This is a genomic window from Tahibacter amnicola (genome assembly GCF_025398735.1).
GTDB lineage: Bacteria > Pseudomonadota > Gammaproteobacteria > Xanthomonadales > Rhodanobacteraceae > Tahibacter > Tahibacter amnicola.
The window spans coordinates 1,842,098-1,858,788 of record NZ_CP104694.1 but is presented as its reverse complement, the minus strand read 5'-3'; the positions used below and the strand labels follow the sequence as shown (position 1 = coordinate 1,858,788).

The window sequence follows — 16,691 nt, the reverse complement described above, 5'->3', positions numbered from 1 at the left end:
CGTGAAAGGCGCTACAGGTGGCTGTGCAACCAGGCGCGCGCGAATCGCCAGTGACGAACCACCGTCGGTACGCTGACGCCGAGTACGTCGGCGACTTCAGCGTTCTCCATTCCGCCAAAGTAGCGCATTTCCACAATCCGGGCTGCCATCGGGTCGCGCTTCTCCAGCAGCTGCAGGGTTTCCTCCAGCACCAGCCAGTCGATCGTCGATTCCGGCCCGGCGAATTGCTCGTCACCGTCGGTCCGGAGTGTGATCATCTCCAGCCCGCCTCCGCGCTTGGCCGCACCGCGTTCGCGCATGAGGTCAATCAATACGTTGCGCGTCATGCGCGACACGAAGGCCAGGAAATGCGCACGGTTCTCACAGTTGGCGGGATTGTCGGCAAGCCGCAGGTAGGCTTCGTTGACCAGTTCCGTGGGCTGGAGCACGCCGGCGTTTCCGCAGCGGCGCACGGCACGCACGGCGATATCCTTGAGCGCCGGGTACAGCTCGTCCATCAGGCGATGCGCCGCAGCCTCGTCGCCCTCACGCCAACGTGAGAGCAACATCGTCATATCACCGGGGACTGTCGCTCTATCCGTCATCACGTGTATCCACCATCACCGACCAGGCCGGGCATCCTTACCAGATATCCCGAAAATCACCGGCGGACGTGATCACCCGCGCCTGCCCGCACAATTCCGGGATGCCGCTCATCGCGCGGTCTCTTCATGACCCAGGAGCGCAAGATCCAACAGCATGACATCCGTGTCGTCACGGGCAACGACCGGCATCACGACGCGCGTGGCGTCCTTGTCCAGCGTGAAACCGGCATCGGGCATCACGCCATCGAAGATTCGCAGCAACTTGGCAGGCCCGCCGCTCCAGGGTTCGAAATACAGCATCGATTTCATATCGCTGCCGGCGGCAACGTAATACAGGCCGGTCGGGTCGACCCGCCAGGCATTGCTGTTCCAGTATTCCACGGCGCTGCTGATCAGCTCCTCGGTGCCGGTGGCGGGGTCAATCGCATAGATGCCATTGCGCGACATACTGGAGAAATAAATCTTTCCATCGCCCACGCGATCGCTCAGGTTGTAGGCCGTCGCGTCCGACAGTCGCTGTGTCGTGTTGCGGTCCAGTGAGCGCTGCCAGATGTTCCAGGCGCCACCACGGTCGCTGATGTAATAGATGCTTTGACCATCCGCCGAATAGATGCCGAAACGGACGTTATCCGACTCCTCGCTTTCGGCGCGGGTCTGGCCGGAATCCACTTCCACTGAATACAGCCTGCTATGCCCGTTGCTGCGGGCCACGTAAAGGACACGCCGCCCATCCGGCGCCCAGTTGGGTGCAGTGAGGTCGGCCGTCTTGTGGTGGGTGAGCTGGTAGGAGGTGCGGGCACCCGGTTCAAACAACCACAATTGCGAATCTCCACCACGATCGGACACGAAGACCAGGCGATCGTCATTCGGCGCAAATGCGGGCCACGCCTCGCCACGCGTGGATGACGCAATTCCTTCGCCGGAGGCGTCGGGAGCGGCGTCGAAGCGGAAGCTCTGCAGGTTGATGTCGGCACTGTCCTGTTGAAATACCGCAAGCGAGCGGCCGCGGCTGATGGCCGGATAGCTCGCCCCCGCAACCCCCAGGCCCAGCAACTCCCCGCTTTCGATGTGGAGCAGGTACAGCTTCTGCACGCCTTCGTGATCGGACGACACCAGCAGATGTCGGCTGTCGGGCATCCAGTCGTAGCCGCGCATGCGCGAGCGCAGGCGGGTGAGCTGCCGTACGTTGCCGCCCTCGGCGGCAACCAGGTGAAGGTCGCTGTAGGGCACGGCGCCGCGGCGGAAGGCGATGTATTTTCCGTCCGGAGACATGCGCGGCTGGATGTCCGGCAGGTGGCTGTTTGTCGCGTACTTCAATGGCGTGATCTTGCCGTCGTCGAGCACGATCAGGTGCAGGGACTTGGCTTCCTCGCCCGCCGGCGGCGCATTTTCTTCCGCACGCCGGCGCGAGACGATCAATGCGCGGCCGTCCCGCGTCCAGTCGAAATAGTCGATATTGCGTGGCTCGCAGGCAGCGACATCGCGCTCGCGTCCGCCCAGCGACGCAATGACGACGATGCGGCATTCATCACCGCTCAGGCGCAGAAAGGCGATCTGGCTGCCGTCGGGCGACCACACCGGATAGGTTTCCTCGCCGCCGTTGGTGCGGCTGAGACGGATCGGTGGTGAACCGGAGAGCCCGCGCAGATAAATGCGTGGCGCGTCGTCGTCGACATAGCGGGTCATGTAGGCGACCAGCGTGCCGTCGGGTGAGATGCTGGGGAAGGTTTCGCTGTCGTTCTCGGCCGTGACCGGCCGAACCGGCAAGGTGACCTGCTCGAGCAGCCGATTGCGCGTACCCGGCCCGGTAGCGATGGAGCCCCGGTTGCCGATGGTCGGTGCCAGCACGGCTGTCAGCAACAGCAAGGCGATGACGACCCAAAGGGCTGTCGGCCGGCGCATCGGTGGTTCCGGCCGGCTCTCGGTCACGGCGGCCGGCACGTCCGCTGCCTGCCCGGGCGGGCCGGGCAATTGTTCCAGCCACTCGACCGGCGTCAGCAGGCGGTAACCCACCTTCGGAATCGTTTCGATGTGGCGGGGCGCCTTGGGGTCCTCTTCGATCGCGCGGCGCAGTTCGGTGATGGCGTGGGTCAGCACATCATCCGTCGGATAGGCGTCACGCCAGACGGTGTCGAGCAACTCGGCGCGCGTCAGCGGTGCGCCGGCGGCGAGCATGAGCTGGCGCAGAACGGCCATGGCCTTGGGCGTCGGCCGCAATTCGCGCTCGCCGCGCAGCAGGCGATTACTGGCCAGGTCCACCAGCCAGTCGCCAAGCCGCGCAAACCGCGTCTGGTCCTGCGGTCGCAAGATTCGGACGTTTGCGCTCACCCTGCCACCTTCACGTCATCCAAAAGCACTGTCGATCGTCCCGGGCCGCCGGTCAACTGCTTGAAGGCATGACCCCTGTTTTACGCGCAGGGATCTGCCACATTGCCCCGCCGGTCCGCAGCGGACGCAACACGGTGCTAGCGGAAGCGGTCCGTCGCCGATACCAGCTCGTGCGTGATACCCGGCTCCAGCGCGGAATGTCCCGCATCCGGGACGATCCGCAGATCGGCCTCCGGCCAGGCACGGTGCAAATCCCAGGCCGAGCGCGCGGGACAGACCACATCGTAGCGTCCCTGCACGATCACGGCCGGAATGGCACGCAGGCGTGCCGCGTTGTGCAGCAGCTGGTCGTCCCGGTCGAAGAACCCGCCGTGGACGAAGTAGTGACATTCAATGCGCGCAAAAGCCAGGGCGAAATCGTCTTCGCCACTTGCGGTGATGTGGGCCTGGTCCTGGTAAAGGAAGCTGGTGGCACCTTCCCAGGTGGACCAGGCGCGCGCCGCCGCCAGCCTCACCTCCGGATCGGAACTGGTAAGACGACGGTAGTACGCGCTCATCAGGTCGCCACGCTCGGCGGGCGGAATCGGAGCGAGATAATGTTCCCATGCGTCAGGGAAGATCGCGTCGCATCCCTGCTGGTAGAACCATTCCAGCTCCCACCGGCGCAGCATGAAGATCCCGCGCAGGACCAGCTCGGTCACGCGGTCCGGATGGGTCTGTGCGTAGGCCAGCGCGAGGGTGGATCCCCAGGAGCCGCCGAACACCTGCCAGCGGTCGATGCGCAGATGCTCGCGCAGGCGTTCGATATCGCCGACCAGATGCCAGGTGGTGTTATCGGTGAGCTCGGCATGCGGCGTCGAGCGGCCGCAACCGCGCTGGTCGAACAGAATGATGCGGTAGTGGTCCGGATCGAAGAATCGACGGGCCTTCGGGTTACACCCGGCGCCTGGACCGCCGTGCAGGAACACAACCGGCTTGCCGGTGGGATTTCCACACTGCTCGTAGTAGATATTGTGCAAATCCGACACCGCCAGGTAGCCGGTATCGAAGGGTTCGATGTCGGGATAGAGATCGCGGCGCGGCGCAGCTGCCTGGGTCATTGGAGAGGTTCGCAGACGGGTTCAAACGCCAAGTCTAGAGCCTGTGGCGAACCTTGGACAGAACGCTTCACTCGCCAACCGCAACTATTTCCGGCGAGTCGGGGGCGCTGCATCCGCGGCGCGACCCTCGCCGGGGTTGTTGCCTGCGCTTTACTGGTTGGCGGCGGCCGTCTCTTCCTGGGCACGCCGGCACACGAGCTCCTGGTGCAGGAATTCGCGGCCATTGGACGCACGTGCGTACATGCGCGAGCTGGTGCGCCCGTCATCCAGCCATCGCCATTCCAGGCGCTGCGGGTCCGCCTCCGGATTCCTGGGCACGACGGTCAGTCGGCCACTGAGGTGGCGGAAGTCCGGGGCGAGCTCGCCATCGAGACTGACCTTGCGGTCGGGCGTACCCGCTGCGAAGCCGCTCACCAGCACATGGGTATTTGTCGGATCCACGCTCAGCAGGTTGATGCCCACATGCATCAACTCGCCGCGGCGCAACACGGCGTAGACACTCTCCTGCAGGAAGTGGCCACCCAGCACCCAGCTGAACCGTCGTTTCTGGGAGGTTTCGACCATGCGCTCGTGGAAGCGGTCCTCCCAGGTGCGCAAGCTGCAATCCCAGTTGCCGACAAGCGGCGAGGCGAACGCCTTGAACGCCTGCCGCGAATCCTGCTCCAGGCGCGCATCGCCCGCATGCGCGCTGGAACCAAGCACCAGGAATCCGGCCGCCAACCCCATCAGGCCCGTGTACAGAATGTGACGGTCGAATTTGCGCCTCATGCCCTCACCCGCACCCTCATGCAGCGTTTGAAACAGGACTGTACGCCACGCGTGACGGCGAGCCCAGAGTCTGCAACAGCCGCGGTGCGCCCAGACGCAGGTGCGCCGAAGCCTGGCGACGCAGCCGCGTGGCCGGCAGGCCGAACTGCTGCTTAAACAGGCGGGCAAAGGCACAACGGTTGATGAAGCCCAGGCGCTGCGCGATGGTTCCGATCGGGACCGCCGTCTCCACGACCATCCGGTGCGCCCGAAGCATCCGCTGCTGCACCAGATAGCGATGCGGCGACGCGCCGAAGACGCGGTGAAACAGACGCAGGAAATGCGAGGGCGACAAGCTGGCAACCTCGGCGAGTGCGGCCAGGTCCAGTGGCACGGCCTGGCCATGGTCGATCAGGTTCTTGGCTCGCAGCAAACGACTGTACAGCTGGCGGCGATGCCGATCACTGCGGCCCGGGCAGTTGCGGAGAGTGTCAGCCAGCGTCAGCTGGCGGTGTGCCAGCAGGTTGAGAACCAGATCCAGGCACAGGTGCATGCTGCCACCCGGTTCCTGCGCCGCATGAATCAGGCGCCCCAGCGCGACGGCCAGTTCGGCATCGTCGGCGAAGAATGCCGGCAGCGGATCCTGGGCGCGACTGCGCGCCGTCGGCGGCGGCAGCCACAACATCGCCACGCGCGTTTCGCCCGAGCCGGTGGGTTCCAACCGGAGACCATTACCCGCCTCGGTCACCAGCACATCATTGCTACCCACTTCCACTGCGCAGCCGCGGTTGCCGGCCAGCAGACGCCCGCGAAGGGCGACACACAGCGCAGCGGGACTCCAACCCCAGTTATGCACGGACCGGATATCCCCGACCCACAGGACCGCCCGCGCGCCGTAGCGATCCAGGTAGTCCTCCCGGTCCCGCCAGCTGGGAAACGGATCGGAACCATCCGTACGCCATTGAATGCAGTTCATAGCCACCCCTCCGTCGTTATGACGGTCCCGAAAGTAGGCAGGCGTATCGGGGGAGTCCTGAACAGCGGACGAGGTCGGGGCGAGATTCGCAACATCGGGCGGCGAGGTTTCGGCGAGATCTCGCCGAGGTCACGCAAAATCAATAACTTGAACGATGCCCCCGGTGCCACTTCCCGCATGGGGCGACGCCGGTCACGCGACAGCCGTGACGCGCTTCAAGCGGCATCGCGCATTCCTGCAACATTCGAAGGCTTGAAAAAGTCCGGAGCGAGGTCGGCGAGGTCGTCGCCAGGACAGCCGCGGAGACCACCGGAGACGCCCGGCGTGGCTCAATACGGAATGGGATGGTGAGTCGAATTGGTCGGGACGGCGGGATTCGAACCCACGACCCCCTGCCCCCCAGGCAGGTGCGCTACCAGACTGCGCTACGCCCCGACATGACTCGGTACTGCGGAAAGGTCGGCGATTGTAGCAGAAGAATTTGGCCGTGCCTGCCGGGACGGGCAAATTCGTTGCTTTGTCGCCACGGCCGGATTGCCGGCCGGCGGACGCCAACGCCACCCGCTGGTCAGCAGGCGCGCGAACGGCGATCCGGGTGCGACCTGCGGCTAGCGCCGCAGGATCTGCAGCACTTCTTCCAGCTCGATCCGCACCTGGCGAACGATCTGGTTGGAAATGCTCACTTCATTGCGCTGCTGCTGACCATCCAGCCGCTGACGCGCGCCAGTGATGGTGAAGCCCTGGTCGTACAGCAACGAGCGGATCTGGCGAATCATCAACACGTCATGACGCTGGTAATAGCGGCGGTTCCCGCGCCGCTTGACCGGCTTGAGATTGCTGAACTCCTGTTCCCAGTAGCGCAGCACATGCGGCTTCACGCCGCACAGCTCACTGACCTCACCGATGGTGAAGTAGCGCTTGGCCGGGATGACCGGAAGCTCGTTATTGCTGCCCTGATCCAGCATAGGCCTCGACTCTGACCTTCAGCTTCTGTCCGGGCCGGAACGTCACCACACGCCGCGCGGAGATCGGGATCTCCTCGCCGGTCTTAGGGTTGCGTCCGGGGCGCTGATTCTTTTTGCGCAGGTCGAAGTTGCCGAAACCCGACAGCTTGACCTGCTCCCCTTTTTCCAGAGCCTCACGTACGACATCAAAAAACGCGTCGACGAATTCCTTGGCCTCGCGCTTGTTGAGGCCTACATCCAGGAAAAGTCGCTCTGCCATTTCTGCCTTGGTCAGCGCCATGCTACCCCCGCAACCGTCCCCCGCATTCGCGTTCCAGGGCAGCCACCGCCGAATTCACAAAATGGTCTGCGTCCTGATCCGTAAGAGTGCGGTAACTGTCCTGCAAAATCAAGCCAATAGCGAGGCTCTTTGTACCCGAACCTAAGCCTGCGCCGACGTACTGATCGAACACGACAAGGCCAGTCAGGGCCTCGCCGATCGCCTGCCGGACAACCGCTTGCACGGTCGACCACGGCGTGGAATCGGGCAGGACCACGGCGATGTCGCGACGAACCATCGGAAACTTCGACAGCTCGGCGGCCGAGGGCAGCCGACCGGCGGCCAGCGCGTCGAAATCGACCTCGAACGCGTAGACGTCCTGGTCCAGGTCCAGCGCCTTCGCCAGCCGCGGGTGCAGGGCGCCCACGACACCGATGGAAACGCCGTCGACCACCACGGCGGCACTGCGGCCGGGGTGGAAATCCGGACGATCGAGCGGTTCAAAGCGCACCGCCCCCGCCTTCCCGGACAGGGCCAGCAGGCTTTCCAGGTCGGCCTTGATGTCGAAGAAGTCGACGGCGCGCTTGTCGGCCGTCCAACTCTCCGGCTGGGCACGGCCGCAGACCACCGCCGCCAGGCGGCGCGTCTCGTTCGGGCCCTCCGCACCCTGGTGGAATACGCGGGCACTCTCGAACAGGCGCACCCGCTCCTGCTGCCGGTTCAGATTGTGGCGCAAGGCCTCGACCAGGCCCGGCAGCAAGGCCGTGCGCATCACGGCCAGTTCGGCGCTCAAGGGATTGGCGAGCGCGACGGCACCGGTGTCCTGGCTCCAGCGCTGCAGCCACTCACGCGCCACGAAGCTGTAGCACACGGCCTCGTGGTAACCGCGCGCCACCAGGTGCTCGCGCAAACGCGACGCGGCCACGACGGATTCCGGCGGAAGACCCAGCTTGAGCTGGCCGCTGGGCGCGCAGGTGGGCACCCGGTCGTAGCCATGCACGCGGACGACTTCCTCGATCAGGTCTTCTTCGATCTCGATGTCGAAGCGCCGCGAGGGCGGCGTGATCTTCCAGCCATCCGCCGTGGACTCGACCTGCATACCCAACGCGCCGAGGATGCGCTCGACTTCGGCGTCGGGCACCTGCATGCCGAGTACGCGCGCCAGGCGCGCCCTGCGCAAGCCAACGGCGGGGCGCTGCGGAAGGTGTTCCGGCAGTACCGCTTCGGTGATCGGCCCCGGGGTTCCGCCGGCGATCTGCGTCAGCAGCGCCGTGGCACGCTCCATCGCAACGCGCGGCAGGGCCGGATCCACGCCCCGCTCAAACCGGTGCGAAGCGTCCGTATGCATGCCCAGCTTGCGCGCACGCCCCATGATGACGGGCGGCGCGAAATGGGCGCTTTCGAAAAAGATGTTGCGCGTTTCTGTGGTGACGCGCGAATCAAACCCGCCCATCACGCCGGCAATCGCCAGCGCCCGGGCATCGTCGGCAATCACCAGGAAACCCGGATCCAGCGTGGCCGGATTGCCGTCGAGCAGCGTCACGGTTTCCCCAGCCGTGGCACGGCGCACGACAACGGCGCCCTGCAGGTGGTCATTGTCGAACGCGTGCATCGGCTGGCCCAGTTCCAGCATCACATAGTTGGTGATGTCGACGACCAGGCTGATCGGGCGCAGTCCAGCACGTCGCAGGCGCTCAACCAGCCACAACGGCGACACCGCCGTCGCATCAATACCTTCGATGACGCGCCCGAGGTAGCGCGGGCAATCGGCGCCGGCCTCGAGCCGCACGTCACGGGTCGCGGTTCCCGACACCGGCGCGGGCGCGGCGGCGGGCAGGCTGAGCGGCGCGCCGAACAGTGCGGCCACATCGTAGGCGAGCCCCGTGAGCCCCAGGCAGTCCGGGCGATTGGGCGTCATCTTCAGTTCGATGCTGGCGTCCGGCAAGGCAAGGTATTCCGCCAGCGCGCGCCCGGTCGGCGCGTCGGCGGCCAGCTCCATCAGGCCGGAGGCATCCGCATCGATTCCCAGCTCCTTGGCCGAGCACAACATGCCGAAGGACTCGACCCCTCGCAATGCGGCCTGCTTGATCGCGATCCCGTTGGGCAGGTTGGCTCCGATCGTCGCGACCGGCGCCTTGAGACCAAGGCGAGCATTCGGCGCTCCGCACACGATCTGCAGCACTTCCGCCCCAATGGTTACTTTGCAAACACGCAACTTGTCCGCATTGGGATGTTTTTCGCACTCGACGATCTCGCCGACCAGAACGCCGTCCAGGCCGCGTCCGAGCTCCTCGACGCCTTCGACTTCCAGACCTGCCATGGTCAGGCGGTGGCACAGCTCGGCGCGATCGACACCGGGATTGACCAGTTCGCGCAGCCAGTTCTCACTGAATTTCATTCGCTATCCTGTCGGCGGGCCAGATCCCGCCAGTGGGTTCCGCGGATCAATCCCGCGCGCGGCATGCGCCTGCGGAATCGCTCGACCTTGTCGCACCGTCGCTCAGGCGAACTGCTTGAGGAAGCGCAGGTCGTTCTCGAAAAACTGACGCAGGTCTTTCACGCCATAGCGCAGCATGGCGAAGCGCTCCACACCCAGCCCGAAGGCAAAGCCGGTGTAGCGCTCCGGATCGATGCCGCAGTTGCGCAGCACGTTGGGATGCACCATGCCGCAGCCCAGCACCTCCAGCCAGCGTTCGCTGCCATCGGCCTGGTCCCAGCGGATATCCACTTCGGCCGATGGCTCGGTGAAGGGGAAGTAGCTGGGGCGGAAACGCATGTCGAAGTCGCGCTCGAAAAAGGCGCGGACGAATTCGGCAAGGGTTCCCTTGAGGTCGGCGAAGCTCGAGGTCTCGTCGACCAGCAGCCCTTCGACCTGGTGAAACATCGGGGTGTGGGTCTGATCCGAATCGCTTCGGTAGACCTTGCCCGGCGCGATGATGCGGATCGGCGGCTGCCGGTTCGTCATCGCACGGATCTGCACCGGCGAGGTGTGCGTGCGCAGCAGCCGGCCGTCCGGAAAATAGAACGTATCGTGCATGGCGCGCGCCGGATGGTGCGGCGGGAAGTTCAGCGCCTCGAAATTGTGGTGGTCGTCCTCGATTTCCGGGCCCTCCGCGACCTGATACCCGAGGCGCTGGAAGATCTCGGTGATGCGCTCCAGAGTGCGGGTGACCGGATGGATTCCGCCGCTGTCGACAGCGCGGCCGGGCAGCGTGATGTCCACGCGCTCCTCGGCAAGACGCTTGGCGAAGGCGGCTTCTTCCAGGGCGCCGCGGCGCTGGGAGATGGCGTCCTGCAACGACTCCTTGACGCGGTTGACGCGCTCGCCGGCGAGCTTGCGCTCATCCGGCGCCAGCTTGCCCAGGGCCTTCAACTGTTCGGTGACCAGTCCGCTTTTTCCAAGCAGCCCGACACGCAGGTTTTCCAGGTCGGCGATGGACGGCGCTTCCGCGATGCGGACCAGCGATTCCTCGACCTGCTTTTCCAACACGTCCATGAGAACTCCACGAACACAAATGAGTCGCCACAAAAAAGCGTGGGGAGCCAGGCGAACGCCCGCTCCCCACGCGCAGCCGGCAGCACCGTTGGGCGCTGTCGATGGTGTTAGCTGCTCACGCGGCCAGTGCGGTCTTCGCCTTTTCAGCCAGCGCACCAAACGCCGCGATGTCGTGCACGGCGATATCGGCCAGCACCTTGCGATCGACGGTGATGTTGGCCTTCTTCAGGCCATTCATCATGCGGCTGTAGGACAGGCCGAACTGACGCGCACCGGCGTTGATACGGACGATCCACAGCGCGCGGAACTGGCGCTTGCGCTGCTTGCGGCCGATATAGGCGTACTGGTGCGCCTTGGTGACGGCCTGCTTGGCGACGCGGAATACCTTGCGGCGGGCATTGTAGTAGCCCTTCGCCTTGGCAATGATCTTCTTGTGACGACGACGCGCCGTTACACCTTTCTTAACTCGTGCCATTTTTTATTCCTCCCCTTAGAGATACGGCAGCATGCGTGCGACGCGGCCGGCGTCCTCGGCGCGAACGTGGTTCGTGCCGCGCAGGTTGCGCTTACGCTTGGTCGACTTCTTGGTGAGGATGTGGCTCTTGAAGGCGTGGCCGCACTTGAACTTGCCGGACGCCGTCTTGCGGAACCGCTTGGCAGCGGCCCGGTTGGTCTTCATTTTGGGCATGATCTGCTCCATTGATAGTTTTCGTTACTGACCCGAGCGGTGGCTGGCGCCACGCTTTCCGTCCTGCTCGAATCGGCGTATAGACCTGTTCCCTGGAAGCACCGCACCCCGACAGGGGCCCAGCTTCTCCGCGACGGAATGACCCGCCGGAGGCTTCACTTTCGTGCGGATCGGCAGGCCACTGGCACCACCGGTCACGCCTCCCCGCCATCGAGGTCTATCACGAGGGCGGAGTTCTTCGGCACCGACCCGCAAGGGCCGGTGCTGTTGCTTCTGCAAGGCCGTTCTGGGCGCCTTACTGCTTCTTCTTCGGGGCGATCATCATGACCATCAGTCGCCCTTCCAGCCGCGGATATTGCTCGACCACTGCTTCCTCGGCGATATCGGCCGCGATGCGCTTGACCATCGCTTCGCCGAGCTCCGTATGCGCCATTTCGCGTCCCTTGAAGCGGATCACGATCTTGACCTTGTCGCCCTCGATCAGGAAGCGCTTCATGTTGCGCAACTTGACCTGGTAGTCACCCTCGTCCGTCGTGGGACGGAACTTGAGTTCCTTGATCTCGATCTGCTTCTGCTTCTTCTTCGCCGCGTGGGCCTTTTTCTGCATCTCGAACTTGAACTTGCCGAAGTCCATGATGCGGCAGACGGGCGGATCGGCGTTGGGCTGGATCTCGACCAGATCGAGTTCCAGGTCCTGGGCCATGCGCAGCGCTTCATCGCGCGACAGCACGCCAACCTGCTCTCCGTCGGCACCGATCACGCGAACGCGGGGTACGCGTATCTCGTGATTGCGACGATTCGCCTTTTCGGTGGTGGCAGCGATACCTTCGTCCTCCCAGCAATCCTCAAATAGTGTCGAGCCCGCCCGGCTAGCCGCGGCGGCACTCGTCCGTAAGGCGGACGGCGAACTCTTCCACGCTCATCGAGCCGAGGTCTTCGCCGGTCCGCACACGCACAGAAACGGCTCCATTATCCCTCTCGCGGTCACCGACCACGAGGAGATACGGAACCTTTTGCAGCGTGTGCTCGCGGATTTTATAGCCGATCTTCTCGTTGCGCAAATCCGCCTCAACCCGGAAACCTTGCTTTACAAGGGTTTGCGCCACCTCGCGGACGTAATCGGCCTGGGCGTCGGTGATATTCATCACCACGGCCTGCACCGGAGCCAGCCAGGCCGGGAAATTACCGGCATGATGCTCGATCAGGACGCCAATGAAACGCTCCAGCGAGCCCACGATCGCCCGGTGCAGCATGACCGGGGTATGGCGGGACGAATCCTCGCCGACGTACTCGGCACCCAGGCGGCCGGGCATGAAGAAGTCGACCTGCATCGTGCCCACCTGCCAGGCACGGCCGATGGAGTCCCGCATGTGGTACTCGATCTTGGGCCCGTAGAACGCCCCCTCGCCCGGCAGCTCCTGCCACTCCACCCCGCAGGCGCGAAGGGCCGAGCGCAGCGCCTCCTCGGCACGATCCCAGACCTCATCGCTGCCGATGCGCTTTTCCGGACGCAGGGCAATCTTGAGCGCGATGTCGCTGAAGCCGAAATCCGTGTAGACCTGCATGGCCTGGCGGTGAAACGCGGTCACTTCCGACTCGATCTGCGATTCCAGGCAGAAAATGTGGCCGTCGTCCTGGGTGAATCCCCTCACCCGCAGAATGCCGTGGAGGGCGCCCGACGGCTCGTTGCGATGGCAGGCGCCGAACTCGCCGTAACGGATCGGCAGCTCCTTGTAGCTGTGCAGACCGTGGTTGTAGATCATCACGTGACCGGGGCAATTCATCGGCTTGACCGCGTAATCGCGGTTTTCCGAGCCGGTCGTGAACATGTTCTCGCGGTAGTTTTCCCAGTGACCCGTCTTTTCCCAGAGCGACTTGTCCAGGATCTGCGGGCAGCGCACTTCCTGGTAGCCGTTGTCCCGGTAAACCTTGCGCATGTACTGCTCGACCACCTGCCAGATCGACCAGCCCTTGGGATGCCAGAAGATCAGGCCCGGCGCCTCTTCCTGAAGGTGGAACAGATCCATGGCCTTGCCGATCTTGCGGTGATCGCGCTTTTCGGCCTCTTCCAGCTGGGTCAGGTAGGCTTTCAGGTCCTTATCATTCAGCCAGGCCGTCCCGTAGACGCGCTGGAGCATCTCGTTCTTGGCGTCGCCGCGCCAATAGGCGCCGGCGACCTTCATCAGCTTGAAAGCCTTGAGTTTGTTGGTATTGGGGACGTGCGGGCCACGGCACAGGTCGATGAACTCGCCCTGCGCATAGAGCGAGAGATCCTCGTTCGACGGAATCGATTCGATGATCTCCGCCTTGTACTGCTCACCCTTGCCGCGGAAGAACTGCACCGCCTCGTCGCGCTGCATCACCGAGCGCGTGACCGGCATGCCCTCGGCGGCGATCTTCTTCATTTCGGCTTCGATCTTGTCGAGATCTTCCGGCGTGAACGCCGTTTTCCGGGCAAAGTCGTAATAGAAGCCGTTGTCGACCACCGGGCCAATGGTGACCTGCGTATCGGGAAACAGCCGCTGCGTCGCCTGTGCCAGCAGGTGTGCCGTGGAGTGCCGGATCACTTCGAGCGCGTCGGGATGCTTCTCCGTGACGATCTCGAGGTTGACGTCACGATCGATCGTGAATGACGTATCGACCAGTTTTCCGTCGACTTTTCCGGCCAGCGCCGATTTTGCGAGACCAGGGCCGATCGACGCGGCGACGTCCTGGACCGTGACAGCGGCCTCGAACGGGCGCTTGCTGCCATCGGGAAGCGTAATCTGGATCATGGGAGATACCTTGGATACCGCGCGCCGGGCGCCGCGGCAATAAAAAGGGCGCCGAGCGCCCTGATCGGGGTGGCTCAGCGATGGGGATCAGCGGAAGAAAGTTCGCGTGCTCATGTCACACCCTCGACCGGCGATTACCGCGGGCCACCTTGACTGCATCGGGGGGCCAGCCAGATCAGGCTCCCGGGACGCGGAACGCTAAAAGATGAAACGGACCCTGTCAACGCGCACCGGGCCGGTCGCCCGGCGCGCGAGGGATTTTCCGGCGATCAGAACGCCCAGTCGAGGGTAACGGTCGCGCTGCGACCCATCTCGTCCAGGCCCGAGCCATGCTCGCGGTAGCGGCGGTCAGCCAGGTTTTCCAGACGCAGGCCGAGGGTTGCCTGGTCGGCGAAATCCCAGGCCAGGCGCGCGTTCAGCGTGTTCCAGCCCGCAGTACCGGCGGGATTGACACGCGGATCCGTTTCGTCGCGCGGGCTCAGGCGATCCTGGCGCGCCGCGTAGAGGGCGTAACCTTCCACAGAAACCGCGCCCGTGAGGCGATGGAGCACGCCCACCCGGCCATTGAGCGGCGGAATGCGGTCCGCGTCGTAGGAATCGCCCGCATAGGTTTCTTCGCCCCGCGTGTAGTTGAGCACGCCGAACACCTCGGTCGACGGGCTCATGTACCAGCGCAGCCCGGCCTCCACGCCCCAGAGATCCAGCTCGGTGACGTTGCGGTTGGTCACGATGATCCGGCCCGATTCAGTCAGCTCACCCGTTTCCACGGACGTGATCTTGTCCTTGTAGCGCGACTTCCACACGAAGGCTTCCGCCTGCCAGCCTGGCTGGTCCCATTTCACGCCGAGGTCCCACGTCACGACGGTTTCAGGCGCCAGATCCGCATTCGGAATGGCAAAACGGTTGCTCGGGCGGTCACCGAAGATGCCCAGATCGAAAACGTTCGGCGCGCGAAAGCCGCGGCCGATATTGCTGACAATGTGCACCACGTCGGTGGCACGAAAAGTCAGCCCGGCGCTGCCGGTGAGGTCGTCCGGCTCCAGCTTCACGCCGACACCTTGCGCGTTGGCCGGCAGTTCGATATCGAACTTGCTGTAGCGGCCGCCAATATCCAGCTGCCAGCGCGGCGCCAGCGAGATGCTGTCATTGAGGTAGAACGCCCAGCTGTCCATGGTCGAACCGTCCGGGAAGCGCGGTGAGCGCACGGTCAAGGCACCCGAATTGAGATTCAGGCGCTGGCGGGCGCTGTCGATCGTGTCGTAATAGGCTTCGACGCCATAGACCAGCGCGTGGTTGCCAATTTCCTTGTTGAAAGCCGCGGTGGCGCCACGCAGGCGGCTGGCGTTCTGCTCCAGCTCGCGGTTCACCGTGCCGAATTCGCGCGTACGGCGATCATCGACAATCTTCTGGTAGCCCAGGTGGAATTCGGCGCGGTCAAACCAGCCGGCGTCCGCCACGATCGTGTAGCGGGCCTGGGCGAACTGGCGCTCCTGGGGCTGGAAGTAGAACTCGACTGAATTCGGGCGGGTCTGGCCGAAACCGGCAACGAGTTCGTCAATACGCGGGGTTTTCGGCTGTTCAAGATATTGAGCCGACAACATCAGCTCATGCCCTTCGGCCGGCGCCCACAACATCTTGGCATCTGCCGCCCAGGCACTGAGATCCGTGTGCGGCACGCGATCGCTGTCCTTGCCGAGCTGGCGCTCGCCGACATCCTGCGCGGTCACGCCGGCGGAGATCGAGAAACGCTCGTGACCTACCGCACCAGTGACGCGGGTTACGCGTGAGAGATCGCCGGTGGTGTACTGGGCGCGAACACGCCCACGGCCGTCCCAGTCATTGCCTTCGAAGCGCTCTTCCGGTGTCAGGATCTGGACGACGCCGCCCATCGCATCGGAACCGTACAACGTCGACGAGGCACCACGCACCAGCTCAATCTGGCCCACATTCTGCGCATCAGCCAGCGCGAAATACTGATTGGGCGAATTGCGGAAGAACGCGGTGTTGAGCCGGAAGCCATCCACCATGTGCAGCACTTCCGAGCCCTTGAGACCACGAACGATCGGAATCGCCTGGCCCGGCGTGGTCGCCTGGATGAACGCGCCTGGCTGCGCGCGCAGGTAGTCCGCGACCGTCAGCGCCGCGCGCTCGCGGATTTCGTCCTGACCGACGACCGAAACCGCGCCAGACACTTCGAAATTCGACTTGGCCGCACGCGTCGCCGTGACCTGGACCGCCTCCAGCGGGGTCTCGCCTTCTGCCTCCGGGGACGCAGAATCAGCGGCAACCGTCTCGGTCGACGCCATTTCGTTTGCAGCGTCCGCCGCCAGAAGCGGGGAGGAAAGAGCCAGGCCAATGGTCAGGAAAAGGATCGAACGCATGACTACCTCGGACACTACGGCGCTAAGAACCCGCGATTGTCCGCAAAAGCAGCGTTGGAACATCCATCTATCGGCGGACAAATGATCGGCCAGTAGACCCAGCCGGCTATCCGGTAGCCGTATAGCGCTCATTCCCTCTGCGCCGGCCCCGTCCGCTCGCCACCGAAACCGGCGAATTTGCGCGCGGCGCACGACTCGGGAAACTCCGGTCCTGGCGTCCGACACGGAAGATGACTGGGGCACCGCAGCGGAGTTGACGGTGACCAGAACGACAAACGCCGGCTTCCGCCGGCGTTTGTCGAAGACTGATGTCTTGGTGGGCGCGACAGGGATCGAACCTGTGACCCCTACCATGTCAAGGTAGTGCTCTACCGCTGAGCTACGCGCCCATTG

General features: G+C 64.3%; 14 protein-coding genes and 2 tRNA genes. All 16 read right to left on the bottom strand.

The features are described 5' to 3' along the window. Positions 1-11: 11 nt before the first annotated feature. Complete coding sequence (locus tag N4264_RS07740; protein ID WP_261696481.1) at positions 12-548, bottom strand: ECF-type sigma factor; 537 nt, start codon at positions 546-548, stop codon at positions 12-14. 144 nt (positions 549-692) lie between these two features. Further along, complete coding sequence (locus N4264_RS07735) at positions 693-2,912, bottom strand: winged helix-turn-helix domain-containing protein (protein ID WP_261696480.1); 2,220 nt, start codon at positions 2,910-2,912, stop codon at positions 693-695. 137 nt (positions 2,913-3,049) lie between these two features. Beyond that, entirely contained in the window at positions 3,050-4,012 is a 963-nt protein-coding gene (pip, locus tag N4264_RS07730; RefSeq protein WP_261696479.1) for a prolyl aminopeptidase, read from the bottom strand. 150 nt (positions 4,013-4,162) lie between these two features. Next, on the bottom strand, positions 4,163-4,780 hold the full coding sequence (locus N4264_RS07725; RefSeq protein WP_261696478.1) for a hypothetical protein: 618 nt from the start codon (positions 4,778-4,780) through the stop codon (positions 4,163-4,165). Positions 4,781-4,796: 16 nt separating this feature from the next. Then, entirely contained in the window at positions 4,797-5,735 is a 939-nt protein-coding gene (locus N4264_RS07720) for a helix-turn-helix transcriptional regulator (RefSeq protein ID WP_261696477.1), read from the bottom strand. 358 nt (positions 5,736-6,093) lie between these two features. Next, positions 6,094-6,170, bottom strand: a tRNA-Pro gene (locus N4264_RS07715). Positions 6,171-6,343: 173 nt separating this feature from the next. Continuing rightward, positions 6,344-6,700, bottom strand: a complete 357-nt coding sequence (locus tag N4264_RS07710; RefSeq protein ID WP_261696476.1) for a MerR family transcriptional regulator — start codon at positions 6,698-6,700, stop codon at positions 6,344-6,346. Next, positions 6,678-6,980, bottom strand: coding sequence for an integration host factor subunit alpha (locus N4264_RS07705; RefSeq protein ID WP_255914143.1), 303 nt, complete (start codon positions 6,978-6,980; stop codon positions 6,678-6,680). The genes N4264_RS07710 and N4264_RS07705 overlap by 23 nt, the downstream gene beginning before the upstream one ends. Position 6,981: 1 nt before the next feature. Next, positions 6,982-9,357, bottom strand: coding sequence for a phenylalanine--tRNA ligase subunit beta (gene pheT, locus N4264_RS07700; RefSeq protein WP_261696475.1), 2,376 nt, complete (start codon positions 9,355-9,357; stop codon positions 6,982-6,984). Between the two features lie 102 nt (positions 9,358-9,459). Beyond that, positions 9,460-10,455: a phenylalanine--tRNA ligase subunit alpha gene (gene pheS / locus N4264_RS07695; RefSeq protein WP_261696474.1), complete on the bottom strand. Its 996-nt coding sequence runs from the start codon at positions 10,453-10,455 to the stop codon at positions 9,460-9,462. 115 nt (positions 10,456-10,570) lie between these two features. Next, positions 10,571-10,930, bottom strand: coding sequence for a 50S ribosomal protein L20 (gene rplT / locus N4264_RS07690; protein ID WP_261696473.1), 360 nt, complete (start codon positions 10,928-10,930; stop codon positions 10,571-10,573). Between the two features lie 15 nt (positions 10,931-10,945). Next, on the bottom strand, positions 10,946-11,143 hold the full coding sequence (gene rpmI, locus N4264_RS07685; protein WP_133819098.1) for a 50S ribosomal protein L35: 198 nt from the start codon (positions 11,141-11,143) through the stop codon (positions 10,946-10,948). Between the two features lie 295 nt (positions 11,144-11,438). Beyond that, positions 11,439-11,966, bottom strand: coding sequence for a translation initiation factor IF-3 (gene infC / locus N4264_RS07680; protein WP_261697590.1), 528 nt, complete (start codon positions 11,964-11,966; stop codon positions 11,439-11,441). A gap of 46 nt (positions 11,967-12,012) precedes the next feature. Beyond that, a complete protein-coding gene (gene thrS, locus N4264_RS07675; protein WP_261696472.1) occupies positions 12,013-13,917 on the bottom strand; it encodes a threonine--tRNA ligase in 1,905 nt (634 codons plus the stop codon). 269 nt (positions 13,918-14,186) lie between these two features. Further along, positions 14,187-16,298 (bottom strand): TonB-dependent receptor plug domain-containing protein, encoded by a 2,112-nt coding sequence (locus N4264_RS07670; RefSeq protein ID WP_261696471.1) that lies wholly within the window; start codon positions 16,296-16,298, stop codon positions 14,187-14,189. 314 nt (positions 16,299-16,612) lie between these two features. Then, a tRNA-Val gene (locus N4264_RS07665) sits at positions 16,613-16,687 on the bottom strand. Positions 16,688-16,691: the final 4 nt, after the last annotated feature.